Origin of the sequence: Acetobacter sp. (assembly GCF_052102375.1) — a bacterium.
Classification (GTDB): domain Bacteria; phylum Pseudomonadota; class Alphaproteobacteria; order Acetobacterales; family Acetobacteraceae; genus Acetobacter.
In genome coordinates, this window is sequence record NZ_JBQDXI010000022.1 from 1 (window position 1) to 26,461 (window position 26,461).

Annotated in this window: 23 protein-coding genes, 2 tRNA genes and 1 pseudogene; 18 read left to right on the forward strand and 8 right to left on the reverse strand. The window is 55.0% G+C overall.

The window, feature by feature from the left end; all coding sequences use genetic code 11:
• Positions 1 to 36 precede the first annotated feature (36 nt).
• Positions 37 to 969, reverse strand: a pseudogene (locus ACTIDN_RS09900) (TonB-dependent receptor plug domain-containing protein); the annotation flags it as partial.
• Positions 970 to 1,144: 175 nt separating this feature from the next.
• On the opposite strand from ACTIDN_RS09900, the gene ACTIDN_RS09905 reads away from it, so the two are divergent.
• Together ACTIDN_RS09905 and ACTIDN_RS09910 are read left to right on the forward strand one after the other, a co-directional pair.
• On the forward strand, positions 1,145 to 1,468 hold the full coding sequence (locus ACTIDN_RS09905; RefSeq protein WP_441376916.1) for a hypothetical protein: 324 nt from the start codon (positions 1,145 to 1,147) through the stop codon (positions 1,466 to 1,468).
• A complete protein-coding gene (locus ACTIDN_RS09910; RefSeq protein ID WP_441376917.1) occupies positions 1,402 to 2,967 on the forward strand; it encodes a PepSY-associated TM helix domain-containing protein in 1,566 nt (521 codons plus the stop codon). The genes ACTIDN_RS09905 and ACTIDN_RS09910 overlap by 67 nt, the downstream gene beginning before the upstream one ends.
• A 336-nt stretch (positions 2,968 to 3,303) precedes the next feature.
• Here ACTIDN_RS09910 and ACTIDN_RS09915 read toward each other — a convergent pair whose 3' ends face one another.
• Together ACTIDN_RS09915 and ACTIDN_RS09920 are read right to left on the reverse strand one after the other, a co-directional pair.
• Positions 3,304 to 4,977: a S10 family peptidase gene (locus ACTIDN_RS09915; RefSeq protein WP_441376918.1), complete on the reverse strand. Its 1,674-nt coding sequence runs from the start codon at positions 4,975 to 4,977 to the stop codon at positions 3,304 to 3,306.
• 101 nt (positions 4,978 to 5,078) lie between these two features.
• Positions 5,079 to 5,906, reverse strand: coding sequence for an N-acetylmuramoyl-L-alanine amidase family protein (locus ACTIDN_RS09920; protein ID WP_441376939.1), 828 nt, complete (start codon positions 5,904 to 5,906; stop codon positions 5,079 to 5,081).
• A 602-nt stretch (positions 5,907 to 6,508) separates the two neighbouring features.
• Between ACTIDN_RS09920 and ACTIDN_RS09925 the strand changes: the two genes are divergently transcribed.
• From ACTIDN_RS09925 to ACTIDN_RS09965, 9 genes are all read left to right on the forward strand, one after another.
• On the forward strand, positions 6,509 to 9,415 hold the full coding sequence (locus ACTIDN_RS09925; RefSeq protein WP_441376919.1) for an Rne/Rng family ribonuclease: 2,907 nt from the start codon (positions 6,509 to 6,511) through the stop codon (positions 9,413 to 9,415).
• A 127-nt stretch (positions 9,416 to 9,542) separates the two neighbouring features.
• Positions 9,543 to 10,274: an ATP phosphoribosyltransferase gene (hisG, locus tag ACTIDN_RS09930; protein ID WP_441376920.1), complete on the forward strand. Its 732-nt coding sequence runs from the start codon at positions 9,543 to 9,545 to the stop codon at positions 10,272 to 10,274.
• A gap of 14 nt (positions 10,275 to 10,288) precedes the next feature.
• The gene (gene hisD / locus ACTIDN_RS09935) at positions 10,289 to 11,602 is read left to right on the forward strand and encodes a histidinol dehydrogenase (protein ID WP_441376921.1); all 1,314 of its coding nucleotides are present in this window, start codon (positions 10,289 to 10,291) and stop codon (positions 11,600 to 11,602) included.
• 72 nt (positions 11,603 to 11,674) lie between these two features.
• Positions 11,675 to 11,893, forward strand: a complete 219-nt coding sequence (gene infA / locus ACTIDN_RS09940) for a translation initiation factor IF-1 (protein WP_003622234.1) — start codon at positions 11,675 to 11,677, stop codon at positions 11,891 to 11,893.
• A 5-nt stretch (positions 11,894 to 11,898) separates the two neighbouring features.
• The gene (locus tag ACTIDN_RS09945; protein ID WP_441376922.1) at positions 11,899 to 12,531 is read left to right on the forward strand and encodes a Maf family protein; all 633 of its coding nucleotides are present in this window, start codon (positions 11,899 to 11,901) and stop codon (positions 12,529 to 12,531) included.
• Complete coding sequence (locus ACTIDN_RS09950; RefSeq protein WP_441376923.1) at positions 12,528 to 13,625, forward strand: ribonuclease E/G; 1,098 nt, start codon at positions 12,528 to 12,530, stop codon at positions 13,623 to 13,625. The genes ACTIDN_RS09945 and ACTIDN_RS09950 overlap by 4 nt, the downstream gene beginning before the upstream one ends.
• Positions 13,618 to 13,800 carry a DNA gyrase inhibitor YacG gene (locus tag ACTIDN_RS09955; protein WP_415508984.1) on the forward strand — a complete coding sequence of 61 codons (183 nt, stop codon included), beginning with the start codon at positions 13,618 to 13,620 and terminating at the stop codon, positions 13,798 to 13,800. Before ACTIDN_RS09950 ends, ACTIDN_RS09955 begins: the two co-directional genes overlap by 8 nt.
• A 55-nt stretch (positions 13,801 to 13,855) precedes the next feature.
• Positions 13,856 to 13,931 (forward strand) — tRNA-Phe (locus ACTIDN_RS09960).
• 192 nt (positions 13,932 to 14,123) lie between these two features.
• Positions 14,124 to 14,540, forward strand: a complete 417-nt coding sequence (locus ACTIDN_RS09965) for a structural protein (protein ID WP_441376924.1) — start codon at positions 14,124 to 14,126, stop codon at positions 14,538 to 14,540.
• A gap of 59 nt (positions 14,541 to 14,599) precedes the next feature.
• Here the strand turns inward: ACTIDN_RS09965 and ACTIDN_RS09970 are convergent, their stop codons facing one another.
• Both ACTIDN_RS09970 and ACTIDN_RS09975 read right to left on the reverse strand, forming a co-directional pair.
• Positions 14,600 to 14,731 (reverse strand): hypothetical protein, encoded by a 132-nt coding sequence (locus tag ACTIDN_RS09970; RefSeq protein ID WP_441376925.1) that lies wholly within the window; start codon positions 14,729 to 14,731, stop codon positions 14,600 to 14,602.
• 104 nt (positions 14,732 to 14,835) lie between these two features.
• Complete coding sequence (locus ACTIDN_RS09975; protein ID WP_441376926.1) at positions 14,836 to 15,135, reverse strand: YggT family protein; 300 nt, start codon at positions 15,133 to 15,135, stop codon at positions 14,836 to 14,838.
• A 116-nt stretch (positions 15,136 to 15,251) separates the two neighbouring features.
• On the opposite strand from ACTIDN_RS09975, the gene ACTIDN_RS09980 reads away from it, so the two are divergent.
• Positions 15,252 to 15,327: transfer RNA gene (locus ACTIDN_RS09980), tRNA-Ala, on the forward strand.
• Positions 15,328 to 15,418: 91 nt separating this feature from the next.
• Here ACTIDN_RS09980 and ACTIDN_RS09985 read toward each other — a convergent pair.
• A complete protein-coding gene (locus ACTIDN_RS09985; protein ID WP_441376927.1) occupies positions 15,419 to 16,927 on the reverse strand; it encodes a peptide MFS transporter in 1,509 nt (502 codons plus the stop codon).
• A 229-nt stretch (positions 16,928 to 17,156) separates the two neighbouring features.
• On the opposite strand from ACTIDN_RS09985, the gene ACTIDN_RS09990 reads away from it, so the two are divergent.
• The 3 genes from ACTIDN_RS09990 (at position 17,157) to ACTIDN_RS10000 (ending at position 21,162) form a co-directional block, all read left to right on the forward strand.
• Entirely contained in the window at positions 17,157 to 18,377 is a 1,221-nt protein-coding gene (locus tag ACTIDN_RS09990) for an NADP-dependent isocitrate dehydrogenase (protein ID WP_415508476.1), read from the forward strand.
• A gap of 161 nt (positions 18,378 to 18,538) precedes the next feature.
• Positions 18,539 to 19,558, forward strand: a complete 1,020-nt coding sequence (locus ACTIDN_RS09995) for an NAD(P)/FAD-dependent oxidoreductase (RefSeq protein ID WP_415508477.1) — start codon at positions 18,539 to 18,541, stop codon at positions 19,556 to 19,558.
• Positions 19,559 to 19,905: 347 nt separating this feature from the next.
• Entirely contained in the window at positions 19,906 to 21,162 is a 1,257-nt protein-coding gene (locus ACTIDN_RS10000; RefSeq protein ID WP_415508478.1) for a D-amino acid dehydrogenase, read from the forward strand.
• A gap of 111 nt (positions 21,163 to 21,273) precedes the next feature.
• On the opposite strand, the gene ACTIDN_RS10005 is transcribed toward ACTIDN_RS10000, so the two are convergent.
• Together ACTIDN_RS10005 and typA are read right to left on the reverse strand one after the other, a co-directional pair.
• On the reverse strand, positions 21,274 to 21,588 hold the full coding sequence (locus tag ACTIDN_RS10005; protein ID WP_441376928.1) for a hypothetical protein: 315 nt from the start codon (positions 21,586 to 21,588) through the stop codon (positions 21,274 to 21,276).
• Positions 21,589 to 21,888: 300 nt separating this feature from the next.
• Complete coding sequence (gene typA, locus ACTIDN_RS10010) at positions 21,889 to 23,715, reverse strand: translational GTPase TypA (RefSeq protein ID WP_441376929.1); 1,827 nt, start codon at positions 23,713 to 23,715, stop codon at positions 21,889 to 21,891.
• A 305-nt stretch (positions 23,716 to 24,020) separates the two neighbouring features.
• On the opposite strand from typA, the gene ACTIDN_RS10015 reads away from it, so the two are divergent.
• From ACTIDN_RS10015 to ACTIDN_RS10025, 3 genes are read left to right on the forward strand one after another with little or no spacing between them, the layout of a single operon-like run.
• Positions 24,021 to 24,269: a FeoA family protein gene (locus ACTIDN_RS10015; RefSeq protein ID WP_415508482.1), complete on the forward strand. Its 249-nt coding sequence runs from the start codon at positions 24,021 to 24,023 to the stop codon at positions 24,267 to 24,269.
• Position 24,270: 1 nt separating this feature from the next.
• The gene (gene feoB / locus ACTIDN_RS10020) at positions 24,271 to 26,112 is read left to right on the forward strand and encodes a ferrous iron transport protein B (protein WP_415508483.1); all 1,842 of its coding nucleotides are present in this window, start codon (positions 24,271 to 24,273) and stop codon (positions 26,110 to 26,112) included.
• Positions 26,113 to 26,128: 16 nt separating this feature from the next.
• Positions 26,129 to 26,365, forward strand: a complete 237-nt coding sequence (locus tag ACTIDN_RS10025; protein WP_441376930.1) for a DUF6587 family protein — start codon at positions 26,129 to 26,131, stop codon at positions 26,363 to 26,365.
• Positions 26,366 to 26,461: the final 96 nt, after the last annotated feature.

Genomic DNA, 26,461 nt, shown 5'->3' on the forward strand with positions numbered 1-26,461 from the left:
TGAATTCTACAAAATGACCCGAAATTGCCTCAAGTGTGAGAAATCCGCGTCGACATTGAGCATACCAAAAATGTAATTCAGGTCATTGTAAGACCAAGGCTGCCCGTAATTCTTACCTGCGGAGGGAGCACGAGGCACCTGCGTGACACCACTTGCCAGAAAGACGCCAGGGCGGCCCCAGTCTACGCCCTGATTCTGAAAGTTCATGTCTACAGACACGCGCGTGGTCTCGTTATGCCAGTCAAAATCAGCACCCAGCGCCACACTATGCCGCCGCTCGTGCTCAATAGCGTCCTCGCCCGACCGCCCTGCTACGTTCAACCGCAGACCATAGGCTTTATCACGCCCAAAACGGCGCCCCACATCTAACGCGCCACCGCCAAGAGCCTTACTGGTATAATCACCTGTAATGCGGGTAAGCGGCGTGTTTTCAGCATGTTTGAACATCAGATTGATGTTACCGCCAATAGCGGACCCACTTGGCGCAGCACCATTAAGGAAGGCACTGGCCCCGTTTAACACCTGTACCTGATCATAAAGCTGAGGTGACACTAACTGACGCGGTGTAATACCATACAGACCGTTAATGGAGATATCATCCCCATTCAGCACCAAACCACGAATGATGAACATTTCTGAAAAATTACCATAGCCATAAGTTGTTCTTACGGATGGGTCGTTCTCCAGAACCTCCCCCAGTGTTTGAGATTGCTGGTTCAGGATAAGGCTGGACGTGTAGCTACGGATATTAAACGGTACATCCAGACCACGCTTGGTGCCTAACGCCCCAAGTTGGCCACCGCTTATAACCTCCATCTGGTTACGGCGTTTGGCTTTAACCACAATCTGCTCATCTTGCTTGGCCTCAGACGCCTCCTGCTGTTGCTGCGTGGATGGTGTTTGAGTTTGCGCCTGAACTGGCAGGGCCACCAGTACCGCCGTGCTGGAAAGCAACCCAGCCAGGGCCATACGGGCATGATATCTGCGAGCAGTAGCCAGCCGAAGGGACATAATTTTAAACCTTGGAAAGAAAATCCTGTTGCGCCCTTCTATACGCAACTAATAGCTATTCGCAACTATCAATTGATCTTATAGAAGGGTCATGTACTCGACAGGTGCAGAACAACCCCTTAGCAGGATGGTTATGGCTTTTCTCACGTCTCTGGCTTTGTCTTCCGGCCAAAAAACCAAACACCAGCAGAAACGACTGCTTGTTTATAAACGGATTTTGTGGCTGCTCGTAGCAAGCCTGCTGGCTTACGCAGTATGCCATTATGGCACTCTCCTTGCTCTCGACACGCACGGGGAAGACAATCGGCTACGCGTTAATGTCATTGAAATGTTTGGAATTGCCCTACTACCGCTGCTCCTGCTGATTGGGTATGGGGCACGCACTTATAAATGGGGCCTATGGAGCTTGGTGGTGCTGGCTGGCAGCATGACCTTGTCAGGCTGGTGGCTGGCATGACAATCGAAAAGCCTAAGCGTGAGACGTTCCGGGTGCATATGGGGTGGCTGCACAGTTGGGTGGGGCTTCTGGCTGGCTTTATCCTGACTGCCATTTTCGCCACAGGCACCCTGAGCGTTTTTGACACAGAAATAACGCATTGGATGCAACCTGAGGCCGCGCTGACCGACCCTCCGGCCCTGACTGCACATGCCCTGCAAAGCGCTGTCGAAACCTTGGAAGCAGAAAAAACCAAAGGCTTTTCAGCTTTTTTAAATCTGCCATCTGTTCGGGACCCCTTCATACGGGTCGTTCATTATGACGGCGCCCAATTTATTGGTCCCGTGCTGGACCCGCAGACGGGCTCTGTCCTCCCCGCACGAGAAACTGCGGGCGGACAGTTCTTTTTTGATTTTCATTACACGCTCAGAAGCGGGCCAGTTATAGGCTCGACCATTGTTACTATTTTTGCAGTATGCCTGTTAGTTGCCGTTGGGGCTGGGGTTGCCATTCATATCAAGGCCATCTGGCCGGACCTCGTGCTTTTTCGGCCTTTTGGCCCCCGCCCGCGGGCATGGCTGGATGCCCATTTGTTAACCGGGCTGCTGTTTCTCCCCTTCCTGATTATGATGACCTATACCGGCGCAGTCATACGGGGCCGCAATATATTACCTCCCCACCCCTTTCTGGCAGCTCATACAGAGCTGGATCACCCAAAGGGTAACGGTAGAAGGGCAAACGACACATCAACCGAAAAAGCCGCGTCTCCCATCCCGCCGCTTCTGCCACTCATTGAACAGGCAAAGACCGCTCTTAATTTACCTGAGTGTAGTTTCATTCTGTTTTCAGACACGGAAGTGCGTATTTTTGGGAATGACACCGCCAGCGTTTTCATGAACCGTGACATGGCTGTTTTCAGCCGGACGGATGGGCATTTTCTGTCCACAAGCATTCATCGGGAACCTGCATCACAAGCTACTGCACTCATGCATGGGCTACATTATGCGCGGTTTCCTTCACTCCTGCTCCGTTGGCTCTATTTTGTTTCTGGCCTTGCCTGCACTGCCATGATGGCAATAGGCCTTATTTTATTTTTCATAAAGCGTCGCCGCGCATCTGGGGACATGCTGACCTTCAGGTTGGGCGAAGGCCTGACAATGAGCTGCGTGACCGGACTAACAGCCAGCACCTTGGCTTTTTTCTGGGCTAACCGCCTGCTGCCTGCCACACTCCCCAACCGCATTCATAGCGAGGTCAGTGTATTTTTCATTCTTTGGGCGTTATCTTTTGTGCATGGCGTTTGTTTTTCACTCTGCAAAAAGCCTTTACCTGGGTGGAAGATGCAGACCCAAACAGTTTTGGTTCTTGCCCTAGGCCTACCCCTGCTTGACGCAGCAGGCCAAAGCCACGACTGGAGCCATAATCCGGAGTTATATTACAGCGTTGATGGCCTGCTGGTATTAACTGGTTTGATAGCCTTTATGGCACTTAAACGCATGAAGCGGGCAGAAATTGCATGATAGCTTTTTTACTCTATTTTTTGTGGTGCATCGCTTTTGTCAGCCACGACTGTTTGCAGACACATTCCCTCAAGCTCATGCCGCTCTCAAAGAAGCAGAGATTTTCTGCGCAATGTATCCGATTTTTTGCCCCGCTGCTGACACTTGTCTGGTGCCTGTACACTGACCCGGCAAAAGGCATGTTGCTTTGGTTGGGCCTAGGGTCTGTTGCCGGTGTAACTGTCGCTTTGGCTCTGGCTTATTATAAAAACAAACGGAGTGCCCCTACGCAAAAGGCACTCCGTCAGAAATCCTGAAAACAATCAGCCTGATAAAGGCTGACTGTCTCTGTTTATTTTACTGACCTACAGAAAGCGGCTTGTAGGTGCTGGTAATAAATTTGGCGACATTATCATGCAGTTCCGCCAGAGACTGCTGGTGTGCATAGACCATATGGCCTGACTGATACTGCACAATCTGCACGTTCTTGCTGAGTTCAGCAGAAATAGGCAGATGCCGCATTTCGTAAATACCCTGAAAATATGGTGTCCCAAGGTCATAATACCCCTGGTTCAGCATAACTTTCAGGCTGGTGTTGTGCTTCATGGCTGACGCAAGATCTGGCAACACGTTGACTGCCCCGTGGATGGGGAAATCAGAGCCTGGCGGACGATGTGTGAAATCCCACTTCATGATGGCATCACTAAAGAATTTATATTCCTGATAGCCATCGCCAAATGCGGGGCTATTGCCATAATGCAGAGTGTTGCGGGCATAGTCGTTAAATGCCGCAATATAGGCTGCTGACATAGCGGAAGACTGTGGGTCGTAATACGGGTATTGTGCAAGACGATCCATGGTCGGACCGGAGAAGCGGCTATCCAGTCGGCCAGTATCAAGCCCTTGGTCGCTCAGCAGTTCTTTTTCAAACTCACCACCATTAACGCGCAGATCTGCTTTTTTGATGTAATCAACAGGCAGGCCTGTGTAGTCATGCAGCTTCTGGGCAACGGCATCACGTTTTTCTGGAGTAATCGCCGTGCCGTCCTGCAGGGCTGACGTGTAATCTGTCAGAGCAAAACGTTCGACTTCCGCCAGAAACGCTTTCATATCCGCAGGCTGGTTAGGCAGTTTTTTGTGGTACCAAGCTGTTGCCGCGTAGCTTGGCAGCGCCAGAACGTAAGGCTGGTCATTAGACGGGTTGTTCTGGGCGGCATCAATGTCGTTATCGTAATTCAGAATTTGCGACAGTAGAATAACGCCGTTCAGGTCAATGCCTTTTTCGTCCGCCAGCTTGTTGGCAATAATGGCAGACCGTGTTGTGCCATAGCTTTCACCGAACAGATATTTAGGGGAGTTATAACGCCCAAAACGAGACAGAAACTGAGCGATAAAATCCGTAAACGCCCCTGCATCTGCATCCGTGCCGAAGAAGCTTTTTTCCTTATCTGTCCCGGTCAGGCGGCCATACCCGGTGCCGGGCGCATCAATAAACACAAGGTCAGACGCATCCAGCAGACTGTCGTTATTATTCACAATGGCATACGGAGATGCCGGGGTATGTGTGTCGTCTGCCGTTACAACCTTTTTGGGCCCAAATGCCCCCATATGTAGCCAAACGCTGGATGAACCCGGCCCACCGTTATACACAAAAGTTATAGGGCGGTTTTCGGGGCGTGCTCCCTTCTTGAAATAGGCAACATAAAATATGGAAGCCGCTGCTTCTGGCTTTTTATCATCAGCCGGTTTTTCTGAATCGTCCCAGCCATCCTTGTGTACAATCAGGGTACCGCTCACAGCTTGATAATCAATGTGTGCACCATGAATGACAACAGAACCGTTTGACGTCACACTCTGCGGCTTTGTGAAGAAGCTGATATCAGCGTCCTTCGCCTTGCTCGCATCCGCCGCAGGTTTGGCTTCTTCTGCATGCACAGAAGAAGACGGTACAAAGGTAGCTGTACCAAAAAGTGCTACTGTTGCCAGAAGCGTTGCAACTGTAAATTTTGAACGCGTAACGTGCTGCGGCATGCAGAAGGATCCTGTCTTAGTGTGTTATACTATTTCATTATAACAACAAAACATTCACCCGGCCAAGGGGCTTGATACCCCTACCTCATGCACTTGGTTTCCTAGCCGGCCAGCCCGACCCCTGCTGAGGCAAAATAACGGTTTACGGCTGTACACATGGCACCAGCCACCATGGCCCTGTGCCCTGCCTGCCGAAGGGCTGCTTCATCCAGCCTGTTGGACATGAAGCCCATTTCCACCAGCACCGAAGGAATTTGCGCTGATTTCAGCACCGCGAAGGCTGCGTGACGCTGCGGGTGGGGTAGAAGATTAATGCGGGACCGGAAGGAAGAGACAACTGCGTTCGCCATGTGAAGAGACCCTCGCCGCGCCTCCTCCGTCACCAAACTTGCCAGAATTTGCTGCACTTCGGGAGAAGCGCCCTGCACAAGGGGGCCACCAAAGCGGTCAGCACTATTTTCTGTCTGCGCCAGAGCTGCGGTCTGGCTATCTGACGCCCCGCGAGAATGCGTATAAACGCTGGCACCACGAACAGACGCATTGTTCAAGGCATCTGCATGCATGGACACAAAGAGAGAAGCGCCATGCTGCTGGGCCAACTCTACACGCCCGTCCAGTGGAATAAACCGGTCAGAGTTACGAGTCATGGCAACACGGTACCGTCCCGTTGCCATGAGCTGCCGGTATAATTCTGCCGCGGCTGCCTCTGCCACGTGTTTCTCGTAAGTGCCGGAAAAACCAATTGCGCCGGGGTCTTTGCCGCCATGGCCGGGGTCCAGCATGACCAAAGGCAGGGGCGCACGTGCCTTGCCAATGATAGCGGGAGCCTGCACAGCCCCGTGGGCTGACTGGGGGCGAGACAAAGTACCCGCTTGAGCGGCCTGAACAAAAACAGGAGCAGCCAGGGCCGCAGCGGCCCCAACCACCATACGCCGCGACAGAACTGGCACAACATATCCGTTATAACGCACCATCTGGTCGTGGCCGGAGGAGCCATGCTGAGGGGCTGATGAGGGATTTGAAGCAGCAGGCGGGCGCTTTGCGGTCATAAGATGTGCACTCTGGTTATAACGCTCGGTTCTGGAACAAGATAATGTCTAAACCATGTCTGCCCGGAATGGGATAAAAAACAGTTAGACAGGGTGACTTGCGATTTAACGCGCTTTGCGTCATGTTGCAGGGGCATGGCTCAAGGCAGATTGCCCGTCATGCATCCTGTTTCCGCCCTTTGTGTGTGAAGGGCGCGGCTGGCGCACACAGCGTTGCCCCGCGCATTGGGACAGGACCATACTGGTTGAAGGATACATGACCATAGCTCGGGGCCTAGACGTTGAGTGTTTGACCAAAGCGGAAGCAGGCGCCTGCTTCCGGCGCTTTGATGTCACCTCACGCGGCGCTGCCCTGACTGCTGCCCCCTGTTTTTTCTTACATACCTATTCTTGCCAGCCGGAAGAGCCCCTGCCCCATATCACTCTGCCAGAGCAGAGCTATCAGGTAGGCCAGCCACCGGCGCACCGGAGTTTTTCTTTTTATGTCAAAGCGGATGCTTATCGATGCGACGCACGCGGAGGAAACGCGCGTTGTCGTTATGGATGGAAACAGACTTGAGGATTATGATGTTGAGGCTGCTGCCAAAAAGCAGCTTAAAGGCAACATCTATCTCGCCCGGGTTATTCGGGTAGAGCCCAGCCTACAGGCTGCCTTTGTTGAATATGGCGGCAACCGCCACGGCTTTCTTGCCTTCAGCGAAATTCACCCGGACTACTACCAGATTCCGGTAGCAGACCGTGAAAAGCTGCTCGCCCTTCAGGCCGAGGAAGAAAGCCTGCTTGATCATCAGGATGACGGTGATGAGCAGCCGGACTCCGACATCCATGATGCCGGAACGGACCTTGATGCCACCGAGCGTGCAGAAGACATCACCGCAGAAAGCGAAGAAGGTGATGAAAGCGAAGAACGCCGCCCACAGCAGCAGCGTCGCTCTAATGGCCCCGACTACGTAGGCGGTGAAACCGATACCGGTGAAGAAGCGCTTATTCAGAAACGCATTGCCCGCTTCCTGCGGAATTACCGTATCCAGGAAGTAATCCGCCGTAGGCAGGTTCTGCTGGTTCAGGTCGTTAAGGAAGAGCGCGGCAACAAGGGTGCGGCTCTGACCACCTACGTGTCTCTTGCTGGCCGGTACTGTGTACTTATGCCTAATGCGCTGCGTGGTGGCGGGGTATCCCGCAAGATCACTTCCGTTGCTGACCGCCGCCGCCTGCGTGACATTATTTCAGACCTGAACCTGCCGCATGGTATGGCGATGATTGTCCGCACAGCAGGGGCCCAACGCCCCGGCCCGGAAATTACGCGGGACTGCGAATACCTGCTGCATCTATGGGATGACATTCGTGAACTGACATTGCAGTCCGTCGCACCTGCACTGATTTACGAGGAAGCAAGCCTCGTTAAACGCGCTATTCGAGATGTGTACACACGCGAAGTAAGCGAAATTCTGGTGGACGGCGAAGCTGGGTGGAAAGCAGCGCGGGACTTCATGCGCCTGCTTATGCCCCAGCACGCAGAAAAAGTCCGCCTGTGGAACAAGGAAAACCAGCCGCTCTTTACCCACTATCATGTGGAAGGGCATCTGGACGCCATGTTCTCACCGGTCGTGTCTCTACGCTCCGGCGGCTATCTGGTGATCAACCAGACAGAAGCGCTGGTGGCTATTGACGTAAACTCCGGCAAGTCTACCAACCAGCGGAATATTGAAGAAACGGCTTACCGGACTAATCAGGAAGCCGCGGACGAAGTGGCGCGTCAGCTACGTCTGCGTGATCTGGCCGGCCTGATTGTTATTGACTTCATTGATATGGAGTCTCGTCGCCACAACATAACAATTGAACGCCGCCTGAAAGATGCCCTGCGCCACGACCGCGCCCGCATCCAGATGGGAAATATCTCCCATTTTGGCCTGCTGGAAATGTCCCGGCAGCGGCTGCGCCCATCAGTAGCAGAAGCAGTCTTCACCCCTTGCCCGCACTGTCAGGGCACAGGCATGGTGCGCGGCATTGAAAGCTCCGCCCTGCATGTGCTGCGCGCTGTGGAAGAAGAAGGTGCACGCCGCCGCGCTTCTGCCATTACAGTGCATGTGGCCGCTGAAATTGCGTTCTACATTCTCAACAACAAGCGCACGTGGCTCCACGAGATTGAGCAACGCCACTATATGGAAATTCTGTTTGCAGCAGACTCTACCCTGCCTGCACCGGAAGTCCGTATTGAGCGCCGTCAGCCTGCAAAAGTTGGGCGTGCACCAGCACCGGCTCTTGTAGCGCCACCGGTTGAAAACGTGGCTGTCGAGAGCGATGTGAGTGAGGACGTTGCTGCTGAGCATGAAGATGAGCAGACACCCACAACGCACCCAACGGCAGATGTTGTAGCCGCAAATGGGGAAGAGGCTCCGCGCCGCCGTCGTCGCCGTCGTCGCCGTGGGGGCAGCGGCAACCGTGAAAACCGTGAACAGCTTGTATCCGGTGAGGCTAACGCGCACTCAGAACAGGCAGAACACGACACTCAGCAACAGCCTGCTGCTGAGCCTGTTGCTCCCACTCAGACCGACGAGGCGCAGGAAAACAACCTGATCCCTGGCCGCCGCCGGACGCGTCGCTCCCGGGTTCACCGGGCAGACCAGCGCACGGACCAGCTGGACGTTGAGGTTCCAATTACGGAAGGCCCAGCCCCCCGTCAGGAACCGCGCCCCCGCCAGATCTGGCAGGGCCCAACACCGGCCAACCCGTTTGGGGGAAGCATTGATATTTTCGATCTGATCGAAAACAGCACCCAGAACGCGCTGCGTGAACAACAGGCTGCCCCTGTCAAACCACATGCTCCCGCCGCCCCGGTTAAAGCGCCTGAGCCTGCTATTGTGGAAACACCGGCCCCTGTGCAGGCCACACCTGTCGCCGAGGCAACGGACAAGCCCGAGCAGGATGACGCCAAACCTGCCCGTCGTCGTTCACCGCGCCGCGGCCGGAAAGTGGAGACGGCACCGCAGGCTGAACCTCAGAGCGAAGAGGACCCCGGCACTGGCGCTCAGGACGCCGCTGAGGCCGAAGTTACCGCACCCAAGCCGCGCCGCCGCCCAGCCCGCAAAAAGGCAGACGCGGAAGCGGAAGGTGTTGAGGCTGTCGCGGAAGACAAACCGCGCACACGCCGCCGCACCACACGCCAAAAAGCTGACACTGCAGACGCCACAGACGCTGCGACATCAGCCGAAAGCGTTGCTGCTGAGAAACCGGCCCCTCGCCGCCGGGGTGTTGCAGCAAAAACGACTTCCGCTGAAAAAACAACTGAGGACTCTGCACAAGCAGCAGACCCGTCAATTGTGCAGCCCGTTGTGATTGATGACACCAAACCTGCGGCAAGCCGCCGCAGTGGTTGGTGGCGCCGCTAACAGCCGCGCCCGTGTTCTGGGAAGGTTTATCCTACCCAGAACACGGGCTTGCCTTTGAAGCCGGACTGGCTTGTGCTACGAGTGCCGCCGTCACGCACTCTTATTTACCCGCCCGACCGGAGTTTTCATGACCGTGCCCCAGCCTGACCAACTGCCCCCACTCCAGCCTGGCACGCAAAACCATCATACTCCTCTGGTTCTGGCTCTTCCCAAAGGCCGCATCCTTAAAGCGGTTACGCCGCTCCTGACCAAGGCCGGTTGCGCCCCATCCGAAGACTGTCTAAGTGATAACAGCCGTAAACTGCGTTTCCCCACACAGGACCCTAACTTGGATGTCGTCCGGGTACGCTCGTTTGACGTTGCAACCTTTGTTGCGACCGGCGGCGCTCAGGTTGGCATCTGCGGCGCAGATGTGCTGATGGAATTTGACTACCCTGAAATTTACGCTCCGCTGGACCTTGGTATTGGCGGCTGCCGTATTTCTGTAGCGCAACCAGCCAACCTGCCGCACGACCCTGCCGAATGGGCCAGATGGTCAGAAGTGCGGGCGGCCACAAAATACCCGGCCATTACACGCCGCTATTTTGCCGAGCGCGGCATTAACGCCAATATCGTGCACCTGAACGGTGCCATGGAACTAGCCCCCATGCTGGGCCTTTCCCGCCTGATTGTTGATCTCGTGGATACAGGCTCCACCCTGCGCGCGAATGGTTTGAGCGAGGTTGAAACCATTGCGCATGTAACCAGTCGCCTGATTGTAAACCGCACGGCGCTGAAAACGCGGCCAGAAGAAATTGCGGCCATCATTAATAAATTTCGGACGGCCCTAGAAGGCCAGATGCAAGACCGTAACGGCTAAGGCGGACATTTTTCATGAAACGGCTCGATATTCGTGATCCCGGCTTTGAAGCTGAGTTCTCCTCACTCCTTGCTGCCCGTGAAGAACAGGGACAGGAAGTGCACGGCCCTGTTACGGCCATTCTGGCGCAGGTGCGGCAGGACGGTGATGACGCCCTGTGCGCTCTGACCGAGAAATTTGACCGCCTGCCCCTAACCGCCGAAAAACTGGCTTTTACGGCAGAAGAGATCGAAGCAGCCCGGGCGCAAGTTAGCCCTGACCTGCTGGATGCGCTGGACGTAGCTGCAACGCGTATTGAATCTTTTCACGCCGCGCAAATGCCCGAAGGCATCCGGTATACGGATGATGCAGGCATGACACTGGGCATGCGCTGGATTCCGCTGGATGCCGTTGGCCTTTATGTACCGGGCGGGAAAGCTGCTTATCCGTCCTCCGTCCTTATGAACGCCATTCCGGCCCGCGTTGCGGGTGTGGAACGTCTGGCCATGTGTGTGCCCACCCCCGATGGCATCATTAATCCGCTTGTTCTGGCCGCTGCACACCGCGCTGGGGTGACGGAAATTTACCGGGTTGGCGGAGCACAAGCCGTAGGGGCCATGGCTTTTGGCACCCGGACCATCCGCCCCGTTGACCGTATTGTCGGCCCCGGCAACGCTTATGTTGCTGAAGCCAAGCGGCAGGTTTTTGGCCATGTCGGGATTGATAGCATTGCTGGCCCGTCTGACGTGGTGGTGATTGCCGATTCGGCAACCGACCCACGCCTGATCGCTCTTGATCTGCTGGCACAGGCGGAACATGACGAGTTGGCACAGGCCACCCTTATCACCCCCGATGCCGCTTTTGCAGACACCGTCATTGCAGCGGTTGAAACCGAACTTAAAACGCTTAAACGCTCCGCCATTGCCGGAGCCAGCTGGGCACGGAACGGGGCGGTGCTGGTTGTCCGCACGCTGGAAGAAGCCGTAAGCCTTGCAAACCGTCTAGCCCCTGAGCATCTGGAACTCATGGTGGATGACCCAGAAAGCCTGTTTGCCCATGTGCGGCACGCGGGCGCGGTTTTCCTTGGCCGTTACTGCCCGGAAGCGGTGGGGGACTATGTAGGCGGCCCCAACCATGTGCTGCCCACATCCCGTACAGCGCGTTTTGCATCTGGCCTGTCGGTTTTTGATTTTATGAAACGCACGACATTCCTGTCCGGCGGGCCCGATGCCCTCCGCCGTATTGGACCCGCCGGGGTGGCACTGGCCCATGCTGAAGGGCTGGAAGCCCACGCTCTGAGCATCTCCGCCCGGCTGGATGCTTTAGCAAAGAGCACACCAAACGCTTGACCGAATGGGGCTGCTCACCCATATCTGCACATCGCAACCATAACGTAGGCTTAAAAATGAACGAAGGACGCCATGTCTAAAGAAGACATGATTGAATTTAGCGGCACAGTCACAGAACTGCTGCCCAACGCAATGTTCCGTGTGAAACTCGATAACGAGCACATGATTCTGGCCCACACCAGCGGCAAAATGCGCAAAAACCGCATTCGCGTTCTGGCTGGTGACCGGGTGAATGTTGAAATGACACCTTATGACCTGTCCAAGGGTCGTATCACATTCCGCTTCAAGTAAGGGCCATGACCGCATCCGGGCCATCTGGCACGGAAAGCGCATCACGCCCTGCTTTTGTGCTGGCTTCAGCGTCTCCCCGCAGGCTGGACCTTCTGGCCCAGTTGGGGTTGACGCCTGACCGCGTTTTTCCTGCTGATATAGACGAAACGCCTGCGCGCGATGAAGCGCCAAGGCTGTATGTACGCCGTATGGCAGTAGAAAAAGCGGCGGCTGTTGTCAGGCAGATAGAAACGCCTGCCCTTATTCTGGCAGCGGACACCGTGGTGGCTCTTGGCCGCCGCATTCTGCCAAAGGCCGAAGACCGTGATACAGCACGGACATGCCTGCGCCTGCTTTCAGGCCGGCGTCACACTGTTCTGACAGCTCTTCAATGCCGCCCGAGCAGCAGTTGGCCAGAAGGCCGTACTGCTGAGCGCGTTGTTGAAACGGCCGTCACGTTTGCCCGTATGACCGACCGACAGATTGAAGACCTGCTGGATAAAGGCGACTGGCAGGGTAAAGCCGGAGGCTATGCGTTACAGGGCCATGCTGCGGGGTTTATCCGTGCATTGTCCGGCAGCGCATCTGCTGTTATCGGCCTGCCCTTGTTTGAGACTGCCCAGATTTTGCGGGGGCAACCGGGCCGCTGGTTGCTGTGAGCGTTTTTCTACGCCTCGCCTTTTCCCCCGGCGAAGTGCGTATTGCGGCCACGCAAGATGATACGCTGCTTGACTATGCTCTCTGGCGGCCTAGTGCACCGGATGGTGTAGACGATATTTACTGGGGCCGTATCGCAACACTTCTTCCTGCCATGGGCGGTGCTTTTGTGGAACTTGGCACGCCCGAGCAAGGCTTCCTGCCCCTTTCCCAAGACAAAGCTGCGCTGACCGAAGGGCACATGCTGGCCGTACAAGTCATCAGAGCCGCACAAGGCGGTAAGGGACTGCGGCTACGCAAGGTTGATCTGCCAGACCACATACCTGCACCGCAAACCTGCGGCCTGCTGACGCGTGGCCCAACCACTCTGGAGCGTTTGGCTGCCCGCTGGCCACAAGCGAGTATCACCGTTGATGGGCCTGAAGCCGCAGCGCTCCTGCCACAGGCCTTAAGGGAGCGCCGCAGTAAGGGGTTTCGCCCTTGGTCCGAGACGGTTGCCCATGCCTGCGCCATGCTGGAAGAGCCACTGATTGATCTTCCCGGCGGTATGCAGGCCAGCATTACGCCAACCCCTGCCCTAACAGCCATTGATATGGATGCCCCCCCAACCTCTGGCGGGTGGAGCAAGCAAACAGCGCAATTTGCCGCAAACCGGGACGCTCTTCCCGCTTTGCTCCAGCAAATTCACCTTCGCAATATTTCTGGGGCCATTCTTATAGACCCAGCAGGCCTGTCTACGCGCAAACGACAGGCATTGCTTGAACCTGTTACCACCATGCTGAAAGCAGACCCGTTAAAACCACGGTGCCTTGGCATTACGGGGCTGGGCCTTATAGAAATTGTCCGGGCGCGGGTTCACCCGTCCCTCACGGAGCTTCTGACCTCCCCGCATGGTATCGCCCTTGCCGCGTTACGCGCGTTGGTCCAGACCCAGCCTACTGCCACACTCCTGAGAGTGGGCCTCCGGCTGGCGACCGCGCTTGATGCAGACCCACAAGCCGTGACTGACTGCAAAACAATGCGGGGCAAAGCTTTTACGTTAAAGCTTGATCCTTCCTTACCAGACCTAGCCTGGATAGCTGAACATCATGACTGATACCGCCCCCTGCCCTGTATGTGGAAAGCCAGCCCAGCCTGCAACACGGCCTTTCTGCTCCCAACATTGCGCCGACATTGATCTTGGCCGCTGGTTTACCGGGCAATACCGCATACCCGGCCCATTGGTGGACGAAGAAAATATTCAAAAAAATGAAGGAAATGATGAAAGGTGACTTGATCACTCGTGCAGGGTGAGATAAACCCCCTTTCACACCGCAAGGTTACGGTGCCCAAGTAGCTCAGTTGGTAGAGCATGCGACTGAAAATCGCAGTGTCACTGGTTCGATCCCGGTCTTGGGCACCATTTATTTTCCTAAAAATTAAAAATAGCAGTAGTACGATCCCACTCTGTGGCGCGTATTGGCAAGCCTGCTTGACTGTTGATTACACAATCGGTCCTCCCAGCATTTTACTTGAGCCGTCACACGGCAGATGACCCTGCTCATGGTCAATTTTATGATGATTTTTCCCACGAAAAATCTGAAAGCCCAAACGTGTGACAATCGAACCAAGAGGTTTACGGAATAATAATCCCGGTAATCTGAATTTTGCCCATCAGACAGGTGCGGTATTAGAGTACGGTGTGGCGCACCCCCGTTTTGCATGCTTCCAGACAATGGATGATGGCGTGGAAGCACTCTGTCAGCAGCTTCGACTGTATTTTCAACGCCACATAAACACCGTTGCAGGTATTATTTGCAAATGGGCACCGCCCACTGAAAACTACACGTCAGCTTATAGTGCTTATGTTGCACAACAGATGGCTGTAGACCCCAATCTAGTTTTGCAGGGAACGCCTGCACAGGCAGCCAGACTGGCACTCGCCATTATCCATCTAGAAAATGGCAAACAACCTTTTACCTACGCCCATGTTTTGGCAGCAGCCGAAAAAGTTTGGGGTCATACTGCGTAGATACACGCCTGATGACCCCTCCTTACACTCAGCCTTAACGACATCAGTTTAACGATACATCAGTCTTTAGGCTTATCTGGGTCTTGTGTGGACGGAGGATCACTGGCGGGGAAGCTTTCTTTCAAAGCTTCGTCCAGCTCTTTCTGTTTTTCTTTATCAGTTTTGCGCTGTGGTGCGTTGTGATCCGTCATTGTACGGTTCCTTCTTGTGTAGTGGGCACAAGAAGAACGCAGCAGGCAAGGTAAGGAAACAAGCCAAACCAGCTCACAATAATGCGAGTGTCTCCGTTTGGCTGTTACCGTAAAAGGAGGGCGCGGAACGCTTCCAGCAGCAGCGGTTGCAGCACATACTGAATACCCAGCAGCACAACCATCGGGCTGAAATCAACCCCACCCAAATTAGGCAGCATACGCCGCACCGGCCCAAGGACAGGCTCGGTCACACGACTGAAAAATATACCCACTTTCCAGACAATTTGATTGCGGCTGTCCAAAATACCAAACATGCATAGATTGATAAAAATACATGAGAGCAACAGGACCCAACAGTACACGTCCAGAAGGCGCATCAACACCATGAAAAGGCCTATGAGCAAGCATTCGTTCCTTTATGAGAGACCAGTAGGGCTGCACTTTAAGCCTGTTTGCCATGGCTGCAACAGAAACTTGACAACGCTTCAACCCACCCTCTAGCCTCGGAAGCACAACAGGCGGGGCTGTAGCTCAGTTGGGAGAGCGCCTCGTTCGCAATGAGGAGGTCAGGGGTTCGATTCCCCTCAGCTCCACCAACCGCCTGCACTTTCTGCAAAGCATAAAAAAACGGGAGCCAGTACAGTAACTGGCCCCCGCTAAAAATTTCGGCTTTGCCCGTCAGATAGATCAGGCAGCCAAATCGAGCTTTGCCGCAGCCTGCGCCGCACGATGTTGTGCGTCCCAACGCCGTGTGAAAGGCAAACACACGACAAACACCAACGTACAGCCCACAGCCATAATAAACAGGGTACGGAACAGGTCAGCATAAATGGGCAGGGTCACTGCTGGTCCTCCATCCCCCACGCTGGCACCAACCGCAGCGAGGTTAGCAACCATGCTACCCAGATACATCGCCACGCCGTTTGACACGCAATAACTGCCCATCATGAAGGCACCGATGTTAGCAGGCACATAGCGCGCAACCACTGCCAGCCCCAAAGCGCTGATTAACAACTCCCCTACTGACAAAGCACCATAAGCCCAGAACATAACCCATGGTGACACCAGCGTGGTGCTGTTAGCAGCACTCAGCCACCAGATAAGGAAAGACAGAGCGACAAGGGAAAACCCGACAATGAATTTTTCAGCTATCGGGAAGTTCCAGCCCCGGTCCTCCATGGTTTTGTAAACCCATGACAGAATTGGACTGGCCGCCATAATCCATACGGGATTAAGGGCCTGAAACTGTCCGGCGGATAATGAAAACAGCGGCACCCCGAACACTGTGAACTGAGACGCCACATCCCGCAGAGCAAACAGGGTCAGTGACGTAACCATCTGCTGATAGAACACAAAATACAGCATGGTTTGCACAATGAGCAGATAGGCCAGCCGCAGGCCCGGCCTATAGGCCGGTGCAGCGCGCCGATACAACACAACCCAGATAACGGCTATAATACTGGCCGCCAGCCAGACACAGGCCCGCCCGAGACCGGGGGAGCCCAGAATACCCACCATAACAGCCAGCGCCACAACCATCCCACCCAGCACTGCGGCCAGACGGGAGAGTACAATCGGTTGGAAGTCGGGGGCTGAGCCAATGGCTTTGAGGCGGCTCTGAAACAGCATGTAGCAGAGCAACCCAAAAGCAAGACCGGCTGCACAGACAAGGAACGGAGGCCCCCAGCCATAATGCTGCTGCATCCACGGTGTCAGCAAAAGCGACACTGTAGAGCCAACATTGATGCTCATGTAATAATAGGTGAAGGCAACATCTATGCGGGCGTCATCCCCTTCATAAATGCGGCGGACAAGATTAGCGGCATTAGCTTTGAAAAGCCCATTGCCTAACGCAATAACAGAAAGTGCCACATACAGGGCCATCTGGCCGTTCAGGTCCAGCCCCAACAGGGTATAGCCCAAGGTTAGCACCATGGTACCCATAACCATGGTGCGCCGGGACCCAAGAACAGTGTCCCCTATCCAGCCACCAATAGCGGGTGCCGCGTAAGTTACTGCGGAAAAAGTGCCCCAGAGCAGGTTGGCCTGTGCGTCACCAAAGCCAAGCCGTTGCACCATGTAAAGCAGCAGGATGCCCTGCATGCCGTAAAACCCAAACCGCTCCCACAGCTCAATGGCAAGCACCACCGAGAAAGACTGTGTGCGGCTGGGCGTGGAAGACAAAGTTGCTGTCATAAAGCCCTGACCATATTGTGATGTCTGTTCCTAGAACAGATCGGCAAGCTGCGGCAAACTGCGTTTTTTTGCGCAATTATACCAGCCTGTAGTGCATGAAGCCCCTGCCCGCTATCTGGAATGTGAGTGGCCGCAACAGAACGCCCGGATTAGTCCGTTTATCCGTCTATTGCATGGCGGTCATGCGCACAGCGCACTTTTTCGCGATTTTTGGGAACGGATTTCTCTTATGGCAAAGATCAAGGTCAAAAACCCCGTCGTTGAGATGGATGGGGACGAAATGACCCGCATTATCTGGCATTTCATTCGGGAACGGCTGATTCTGCCCTACCTGGACATTGACCTGAAATATTATGATCTGGGCATTGAACACCGTGATGCGACAGACGACAAAGTAACAGTTGAGGCCGCCGAGGCCACCAAACGCTATGGTGTAGCCGTTAAATGCGCCACCATTACGCCGGACGAGGCGCGCGTGCAGGAGTTTGGCCTCAAGCGCATGTATCGTTCACCAAACGGCACCATCCGCAATATTCTGGATGGCACCATTTTCCGTGAACCCATTATCTGCACCAACGTACCGCGCCTTGTACCGCACTGGACGCAGCCAATAGTGATTGGCCGCCACGCTTATGGTGACATTTACCGCGCAGTTGAAACCAAAATTCCCGGACCGGGCAAACTGACGCTATCTTACGTTCCCGATGATGGCGGAGAAACCGTGACGCTGGATGTGCATGACTTCAAAGGCCCCGGCGTGGCCCTTGGCATGCATAATACCCGTGCATCCATTGAAGGGTTTGCCCGCGCCTCCCTCTCCTATGGGCGCGACCGGGGTTTCCCGGTTTATCTGTCCACCAAGAACACAATCCTGAAAGCCTATGACGGCATGTTCAAGGACATTTTTCAGGAAGTGTACGACCGGGAATTCAAGGCTGACTTTGAAAAAGCTGGCCTTACCTACGAACACCGCCTGATTGATGACATGGTCGCCTGCGCCCTGAAATGGAAAGGCGGGTATGTTTGGGCCTGTAAAAATTATGATGGCGATGTGCAGAGTGACATTGTGGCACAAGGTTTTGGGAGCCTCGGCCTCATGACTTCCGTTCTGCTCAGCCCATCAGGAGAAGTGGTGGAGGCGGAAGCCGCCCATGGCACCGTAACGCGGCATTACCGTGAGCACCAGAAAGGCAAGCCCACCAGCACAAACCCGATTGCCTCCATTTTTGCCTGGACACGCGGTCTGGCTTACCGGGGCAAGTTTGATAACACGCCAGACGTTGTAAACTTTGCTCATGCCCTTGAGAAAGTGTGCATAGACACGGTTGAAAGTGGCAAAATGACCAAGGATCTAGCCCTGCTTGTTGGCAAGGATACCCAGTGGCTGGACACCCAGCCCTTCCTTGATGTGCTGGATGCAGGCCTGAAGAAAGAACTCTCGCGGTCCTGAGTTTTCGGTTTAGCGGGTTACAAGAAAGGGGGGGCTTCACGGCACTCCCTTTTTTTGTGGGTTGCCAGACGGGGGCTCCCATTGCGCGGGCAAGCGTGCTAGCGCACAACACGTTATATTGCGCACTATTACCGCAGCACAGTAGGGAGACGCTTCGCGCCATGACCGAGACGCAGATTGAAACCGATGTTGCCATTATTGGCGCTGGCCCCACCGGGCTGTTTGCCGCCTTTCAGTGCGCCATGCTGCGGTTGCGCTGCCTGCTAATTGATGTGTTGCCAGAAGTTGGCGGCCAGTGCGTGGCACTCTACCCAGAAAAACCGATTTACGATATTCCGGCCTGCCCGGCTGTTGAAGGCGCACAGCTTATTGCCAACCTTGAAAAACAGTTGGCCCCGTTTGACATCCCACGCCTTCTTAAGCACCGGCTGGACAGCCTGACTGGCCATAGAGGTGACTTTACGCTGGGCACAGACAAAGGCACTCAGATTAAAGCCAAAGCCGTTATTATTGCGGCCGGGGCTGGCGCTTTTGGGCCAAACCGCCCACCGCTGGATGGGCTGGAAGGGTTTGAGAACTCAGGTGCGGTACAATATTACGTCCGCCGCAAGGCAGATTTCGAAGGCCGTAGCATTGTCATCGCCGGTGGCGGCGATTCAGCTCTGGACTGGGCTCTGGCGCTGAAAGACATAGCAAAGAAGCTCTATCTTGTGCACCGCCGGGACCGTTTCCGGGGCGCACCTGAAAGCTTACGCCAGTTAGATGAAGCCGTTGCCGCGGGTCAGATTGAAAAAGTAGTGCCTTACCAGCTTCATGCCCTACACGGGCAGGATGGCGCATTGGCGGCTGTAGAAGTTGCAGACCTAGATGGAGCCACCCGCACACTGGAAGCTGATACCCTTCTGCCATTCTTTGGTCTGGCGACAGACCTTGGCCCCATTGCCCGCTGGGGGATGGATACCGTGCGCTCAACCATTCCAGTCGTTCCGTCCAGTTGCGAAACGTCACTGCCAGGCGTGTTTGCCATTGGCGACGTAGCAACCTACCCCGGCAAGCTGAAACTGATCCTGCAAGGCTTTAGTGAAGGGGCTATGGCCGCCCACTCCATCTACCCGATTGTTAATCCAGATCAGGCTTTGCATTTCGAGTATTCCACCAGCAAGGGTGTTCCCGCAGTATAACCTCTTGGCAGACCCTTGTTGGTATGGAAAAGTAAACGCTTAATGAAAGTTTAAGTGCAATAAGGATGGACCTCGTGCGTTTTGACCGTTTTTGTCTACGAGGTCTCTTCTTCACTTATCCTGTTCTCGATAACGCATACGAAACGCTTTTGGCTGGAGAAGGGAGCCTGCCCCCGCCACAGCCTGACATTAAACTGCCAAGAATGGGCCGTAAGAGCGTTCAGTCACCAGCATCTGGCCTTTTTACGCATTCTTGCGGGCACCTCGCCTCTGGAATGACGTTGTGACAGGTCAAGGTTCACGCGGTAGAGACCGCCAGCTTCTCACTCACCGGAGAGGATGAAAATATGAGGGTCATCATTCTCGGTGCTGGTGTTGTTGGCACGGCTTCGGCTTGGTATCTTGCAAAGCTGGGACATGAGGTCACTGTTGTAGACCGCCAACCCGGTCCGGGGCTTGAAACCTCTTTTGCTAATGCTGGTCAGGTTTCGCCCGGTTACTCAACCCCTTGGGCTGGCCCTGCCCTCCCCCGGCTTGCCTTAAAATGGATGCTTCAGCGCAACCACAGTCCGTTGGTGGTTCGCAAGCGGTTTGACTGGGCCATGTTCCGGTTCATGGAGCAAGTGCTCAAGAACTGTAACGCCCATGCTTACGACATAAACAAATCCCGCATGCTGCGTGTTGCCGAATATAGCCGGGATTGCCTTGACGCCCTCCGTGAAGAAACGGGCCTGACATATGATGACCGGCAACGCGGCCTGATTCAGCTCTTCCGCACAAACAAGCAGATTGATAAGGCGCGGCATGACATGAAGTTGCTGTCTGACAGCGCTATCCCTCATGCTCTGCTGAATGTTGACCAGATTCTGGCGCGTGAACCCGGCCTGACGCATGCCCGCCACCTTTTAAAAGGTGGCCTTTACCTGCCGGGTGACCAGTCCGGCGATGCCCATATCTTCACGCAGCGGTTAGCTAAAATGGCTGCGGCACTTGGCGTAAAGTTTCGCTATGACACAGTAGTAAAAGGCGTTGATGCCGCCGCTGATGAAGTCATGTCTATTCGTACAAGCGCAGGGCATGTGCGGGGGGACGCCTATATTGTATCCATGGGCAGTTACAGCCCGCTTTTGCTGAAACCGCTTGGCATCCGGCTACCGGTTTACCCTGTGAAGGGCTATTCTCTGACCCTGCCCCTCACTGACGAAACCCACGCCCCTCTGTCCACTGTAAATGACGAAACCTATAAAGTGGCCATCACGCGCTTGGGCAACCGTATTCGTGTTGGTGGTACTGCTGAGCTCACCGGCTATTCCATGCGGTTAAGCCCAGACCGTCGGGAAGCGCTGGAATTGTCCTTCTCCGAATTATTCGGCGGAGGAGATTTAAGTGCTGCTCATTACTGGGCTGGCCTGCGCCCCTGCACGCCGGATGGAACCCCGGTTATTGGAGGGGTCTCCGGCTTCAAAAATCTATGGCTCAATACCGGCCACGGTACGTTGGGCTGGACCATGGCCTGCGGGTCTGGCCGTCTGATTGCAGACTTGGTGCATGGCAGAAAACCTGACATTCCGGCCTTGGATCTCTCGCTCGACCGTTACCGCTAAATTCGGTTTTTCATAAAAAACAGGGCCTGAGGTTTCCCTCGGCCCTGTTTTTTTGTGCAAACTTTTCAGATGCATCCGGGCAGAATTAACCTTCCGCCCGTATCTGCAACATTACTGAGCAGCAGGCGCATCTGAAGACGTTGCGTCTGTTGTAGCAGCTTTCTTGCTCTTTTTATGACCATGGTGGTGCTTTTTGCCACTGTGGTGTTTTTTGGTTTTCTTGGATGTGTCAGCTGGTTTAGCTGCTTCGTCTGCACCAGCAGGAGCAGGAGCTGCTTCTGGTGTGGCAGGTGCTGTAGCGGCTGGAGCAGAAGCAGCAGGAGCTTCTGGTGCAGCAGGAGCTGCTACTTGCTGAGCGAAAGAGGGAGCAGCGGCACCCATCAGGGCAACGGTGGAAACGATAGCGAGGAAACGACGAGAAATCATAAGAAACTCTCTCCCAAAATAGTTGGGCCGGATAAAACGCTAAGCTATTATGTCACTCTGTATGTGGCACCATATACGCGCCAGCCCTGTGCCGATTCATAGCATGACGCCTTGCTGCCGTCTCGTACAATAATTCATGAAAAACAGAGGGTTGCCGTCAGTTTGACGCATACCAACCTTAATGCAGACACATTCCTGCACAGGCCATCGGTACTCTGATAACGGTACGCCCAAACAAAAATAGCCTGCCTGCACAATCGTGCAAACAGGCTATTTTCTACGCGTTTAGGTTATGCAGCCTTAGTTGGCTGCATCGCCTTTACGTTCACGCTTCTTACGCTCGTTAGGATCGAGGTAGCGCTTACGCAGACGGATGGCAGATGGCGTTACTTCCACCAGTTCATCGTCTTCAATGTAAGCAATAGCCTGCTCCAGAGACATACGGCGTGGCGGTGTCAGGAACAGCGCATCGTCTTTACCAGAAGCACGCATGTTGGTGAGTTTCTTTTCACGAACACCGTTCACTTCCAGATCGTTCTCACGGGAATGTTCACCAATGATCATGCCAACGTAAACTTTTTCGCCAGCATCAACAAACAGCGTCCCACGATCCTGCAGAGAGAACAGGGAGTAGGTGGTGGTGTTACCATCTTCCGCAGAGATCAGAGACCCATTGCGGCGGCCTTCGATGGAACCAGCATAAGGCTGATACCCATGGAACAGACGGTTCATGATGCCTGTGCCGCGCGTGTCGGTCAGGAATTCACCATGATAGCCGATCAGACCACGTGACGGGATGATGAAGGTCAGACGGACCTTATCACCACCGGATGGGCGCATATCCTGCATCTGGCCTTTACGCAGAGACATTTTCTCCACGACAACGCCGGAATAAGGCTCGTCCACGTCGATCATGACTTCTTCGTAAGGCTCTTCGCGCTCACCAGTTTCTTCATTGGTTTGATACAGCACGCGGGGGCGACCAATGGTCAGCTCGAACCCTTCACGGCGCATTGTTTCAATGAGAACACCAAGCTGAAGTTCGCCACGGCCAGCAACTTCAAACGCTTCGCTTTCCGGGCTTTCGCTCACGCGAATAGCAATATTGCTCTCGGTTTCCTTGAAGAGACGGTCACGAATCTGGCGTGATGTCACTTTCTTGCCTTCACGGCCACCCAGAGGGCCATCGTTCAGGCGGAAGGTCATGGACAGCGTCGGCGGATCAACCGGAATCGCCTTCAGCGGTTCTACAACTTCCGGTGCAGCAATGGTGTCAGGAATTGTTGCTTCGGACAGGCCAGCAACGGCCACAATGTCACCCGCTTCAACTTCTTCAACAGCCACGCGCTCAAGGCCACGGAAAGACAGCAGCTTGGTCAGACGGCCTGTTTCAACGGTAGAACCGTCAGCACGCAGCACTTTAACCGGCATGTTCACACGGGCGCGGCCCTGCTCAACACGACCTGTCAGAACGCGACCAAGGAAGTTGTCGTTCTCCAGAATGGTGGCCGTCATGGCGAACGGCTTGTCTTTGTCCAGCGCCGGAGCCGGAACATGACGGAGGATCAGATCAAACATTGGGCTCAGGTCTTTGCGCGGACCATCCAGCTCAATATCAGCCCAGCCCTGACGGCCAGATGCGTACAGCATCGGGAAGTCAAGCTGTTCATCGTTCGCACCCAGAGAGGCGAACAGATCAAAAATTTCGTTGTGCACTTCGTCCGGGCGAGCATCACCACGGTCAATCTTGTTCACAACCACAATTGGCTTCAGGCCACGGGCAAGGGCCTTACCAACCACAAACTTGGTCTGGGGCAATGCGCCTTCAGCGGAGTCGACCAGCACAACAGCGCCGTCCACCATGCTGAGAATACGCTCCACTTCCCCGCCGAAGTCAGCGTGTCCGGGTGTATCAATAATGTTGATGCGGGTGTTGTTCCACACAACGGAGGTGCATTTCGCCAGAATGGTAATGCCACGCTCACGTTCCAGGTCATTGCTGTCCATGGCGCGTTCAGCAACGTGCTGATGCTCATGGAAGGAGCCAGACTGTTTCAGCAGTTCATCAACGAGAGTGGTCTTGCCATGATCGACGTGTGCAATGATGGCGATATTGCGGATATCCATGAAGTGTGCCTGATTTTCCCTGCGCGTTGTCCCGCCTCCATTCTCGTTAACGGGGCGGTTGCGTTACGGTCTATAAAGAGTGCTGGTCCCGTTGATAAGCGCCAGCGCGCAGAATTGCACGTAAAATCCTCACAAGGCACCCAGAACTGTTGCGCGAGCCAGTTATTGCGTGACTACAGGACTGCAAAACAGCCACCACATCCCGGCATGGACAGGCACCCGGATTGGAATTAAGGATCATTCTCAACATACGCCGTAACAGCTATGTTACTCTGTGTTCTCTGTCCAAGCAGGATTGACCAGCTTTGCGCTTAAACCAGCTCTCCCTCCGCAGCACAGGTATCATTGACCGCGTAGAAGCGCTCTCTCCTTCTGATGCCATTGCACAAAGGTTGAACGAGTTGGGCTTCGTGCCGGGTGAACCTGTGACAGTTATTGCGTTTGGCCCATTGGGCGGAGACCCCATGGCGGTGGAAATTGGCTTTACGCGCTTTGCCCTACGCTGCTCGGAAGCCGCACGGATTGTCCTGCGTACCCCCGGGGAGACCCTGTAGCATGAGCGGCTCCCTCCCTCCGTTACGGATTGCACTGGTTGGCAACCCCAACTGCGGCAAAACGGCCCTGTTCAACCAATTAACTGGCAGCCGTCAGAAGGTCGCCAATTATGCCGGTGTTACGGTGGAGCGTAAGGCAGGTCGGCTGGTTACTGCTGCCGGGCGCAAGGTGCAGGTGCTGGATCTGCCGGGTACATACAGCCTTGCCGCCACCAGCCCAGATGAAGCCGTAACGCGGGACGTCTGTATGGGCGTTTATAAGGGTGAGCCCGCTCCCGACCTACTGGTAAGCGTGGTAGCGGCGGTCAACCTACGGCTGCATCTGCGCTTTATGCTGGAACTGCGCCAGTTGGGCCGCCCCATGATTGTGGTGCTCAATATGATTGACGCCATACAAAAGCAGGGTTTGGCGATTGATGTGCCGCGCCTCCAGGCGGAACTTGGCGTGCCGGTCGTCACAACCATAGGGGTCAAACGGGGCGGGGCACAACCGCTCCTGACAGCGTTGGATGGTCCATCCCCCGGCGTACCCACCCCGCTGCCGCCGGGTACAGACCTGCATGATGAAGTGCGGCGTATCCTGTCACTGTGTGTTTCACGTGTCTCTGAGCGCAGGCAGGCACTGGAAGACAAGCTGGACCGGTGGGTGCTGCACCCTGTCTGGGGCATGTGCATCCTTTTTGTTCTGCTGTTCATCATGTTTCAGGCGGTGTTCTCTTGGGCACAGCCTTTCATGGACCTGCTGGAAGACAGCATGAAGCAGTTGGGGGACTTTGTCGGCACGCTTCTACCAGCCGGGGCTTTGAACAGCCTGATTGTGGATGGCATTATTGCAGGGGCTGGCACGGTTATCGTGTTTCTGCCTCAAATCCTGATTCTGTTCCTCTGGATTCTTGCCCTCGAGGAATCGGGATATCTGCCGCGTGCGGCCTTCATGCTGGATAAGCTCATGGCGTCCGCCGGGTTGAGCGGGCGCTCCTTTATCCCCCTCCTCTCAAGCTTTGCTTGCGCTGTACCGGGCATCATGTCCACCCGGACTATTCAGAACCCCCGGGACCGTATGGTCACCATTCTGATAGCCCCCCTCATGACCTGCTCAGCACGGCTACCGGTCTATGCGCTATTAATTGGGGCTTTTGTGCCTGCGCGCCGTATTGGCGGCATTTTCAATGTGCAGGGGCTGGTCCTGTTTGCACTCTACGGAGCCGCCATTTTAAGCGCATTGATTGTCGCGCGTGTTATGAAACGGCGGGACACGGAAGAACACCCGCTCTTGCTTGAGTTGCCAAGCTATCGGCTACCCGGCCTGCAAAGTCTGACAGTTGAGCTCTGGCACCGTGCCCGTATTTTTCTCTCCCGCGTGGGCAGCATTATCGTCACACTCAGCGTATTGCTATGGGCTTTATCCAGCTTTCCTGCGCCACCAGCGGGTGCCACTGGCCCCGCTATCGATTACAGTCTGGCGGGGCGTATCGGGCATCTGATGCTTCCGTTTTTCCAACCACTCGGGTTCAACTGGCAGATCTGCGTAGCGCTCATCCCCGGCCTTGCCGCGCGTGAGGTTGCGGTGAGCGCGTTGGCTACTGTTTACTCCGTAGGCGCTTCAGAGGCCGATGCGGCATCACAACTTACGCCGCTCCTGTCTTCTCAATGGAGCCTTGCAACAGCCCTGTCTCTACTGGCATGGTATGTGTACGCTCCCCAATGCTTTTCCACCCTTGCCGTTATCCGGCGGGAAACCGGGTCATGGCGGTTGGTTGTCGTTACGGCAGGCTACCTGTTTGGTATGGCGTATGCTGCTGCTTTCCTGACATACCATCTGACACGACTTATCAGCGGATAGAAACAGGAGGCTTCCTGTGGTTCAAATTCTTATCGTTACTGTTCTCGTGCTGTGTTGTGCTGCTTACTGGCTACAACGTCTGGCTCCAACTGCCACCATACCTTTCTGGCGTGCGCTTGCGGGCTCACTCCAAGGGACGCAGGCATTCCCGTCATTGAGAGCAAAGGCTGAGCGCCTTGCCACACCCAATGGCGCAAGCTCTGGATGTGGGGGCTGCAAAGGATGTGATAAAAAGGGCGGTGGCTGCCACTAAGAGGAAGCCGCTCCCTCTGGCTCGTCCCTCACCAAGTCTTCCCCTCTTGCGCCTGCGTAAATGACAGGGCACTCATGGCCTGCTGGTTTGTAAAAA

Coding starts and splice junctions, on each gene's coding strand:
- ACTIDN_RS09905 (WP_441376916.1), top strand. CDS start 1,145: ATGGCTTTTCTCACGTCTCTGGCTTTGTCTTCCGGCCAAAAAACCAAA.
- ACTIDN_RS09910 (WP_441376917.1), top strand. CDS start 1,402: ATGGGGCCTATGGAGCTTGGTGGTGCTGGCTGGCAGCATGACCTTGTC.
- ACTIDN_RS09915 (WP_441376918.1), bottom strand. CDS start 4,977: ATGCCGCAGCACGTTACGCGTTCAAAATTTACAGTTGCAACGCTTCTG.
- ACTIDN_RS09920 (WP_441376939.1), bottom strand. CDS start 5,906: ATGGTGGTTGGGGCCGCTGCGGCCCTGGCTGCTCCTGTTTTTGTTCAG.
- ACTIDN_RS09925 (WP_441376919.1), top strand. CDS start 6,509: ATGTCAAAGCGGATGCTTATCGATGCGACGCACGCGGAGGAAACGCGC.
- hisG (WP_441376920.1), top strand. CDS start 9,543: ATGACCGTGCCCCAGCCTGACCAACTGCCCCCACTCCAGCCTGGCACG.
- hisD (WP_441376921.1), top strand. CDS start 10,289: ATGAAACGGCTCGATATTCGTGATCCCGGCTTTGAAGCTGAGTTCTCC.
- infA (WP_003622234.1), top strand. CDS start 11,675: ATGTCTAAAGAAGACATGATTGAATTTAGCGGCACAGTCACAGAACTG.
- ACTIDN_RS09945 (WP_441376922.1), top strand. CDS start 11,899: ATGACCGCATCCGGGCCATCTGGCACGGAAAGCGCATCACGCCCTGCT.
- ACTIDN_RS09955 (WP_415508984.1), top strand. CDS start 13,618: ATGACTGATACCGCCCCCTGCCCTGTATGTGGAAAGCCAGCCCAGCCT.
- ACTIDN_RS09970 (WP_441376925.1), bottom strand. CDS start 14,731: ATGACGGATCACAACGCACCACAGCGCAAAACTGATAAAGAAAAACAG.
- ACTIDN_RS09985 (WP_441376927.1), bottom strand. CDS start 16,927: ATGACAGCAACTTTGTCTTCCACGCCCAGCCGCACACAGTCTTTCTCG.
- ACTIDN_RS09990 (WP_415508476.1), top strand. CDS start 17,157: ATGGCAAAGATCAAGGTCAAAAACCCCGTCGTTGAGATGGATGGGGAC.
- ACTIDN_RS09995 (WP_415508477.1), top strand. CDS start 18,539: ATGACCGAGACGCAGATTGAAACCGATGTTGCCATTATTGGCGCTGGC.
- ACTIDN_RS10000 (WP_415508478.1), top strand. CDS start 19,906: ATGAGGGTCATCATTCTCGGTGCTGGTGTTGTTGGCACGGCTTCGGCT.
- ACTIDN_RS10005 (WP_441376928.1), bottom strand. CDS start 21,588: ATGATTTCTCGTCGTTTCCTCGCTATCGTTTCCACCGTTGCCCTGATG.
- typA (WP_441376929.1), bottom strand. CDS start 23,715: ATGGATATCCGCAATATCGCCATCATTGCACACGTCGATCATGGCAAG.
- feoB (WP_415508483.1), top strand. CDS start 24,271: ATGAGCGGCTCCCTCCCTCCGTTACGGATTGCACTGGTTGGCAACCCC.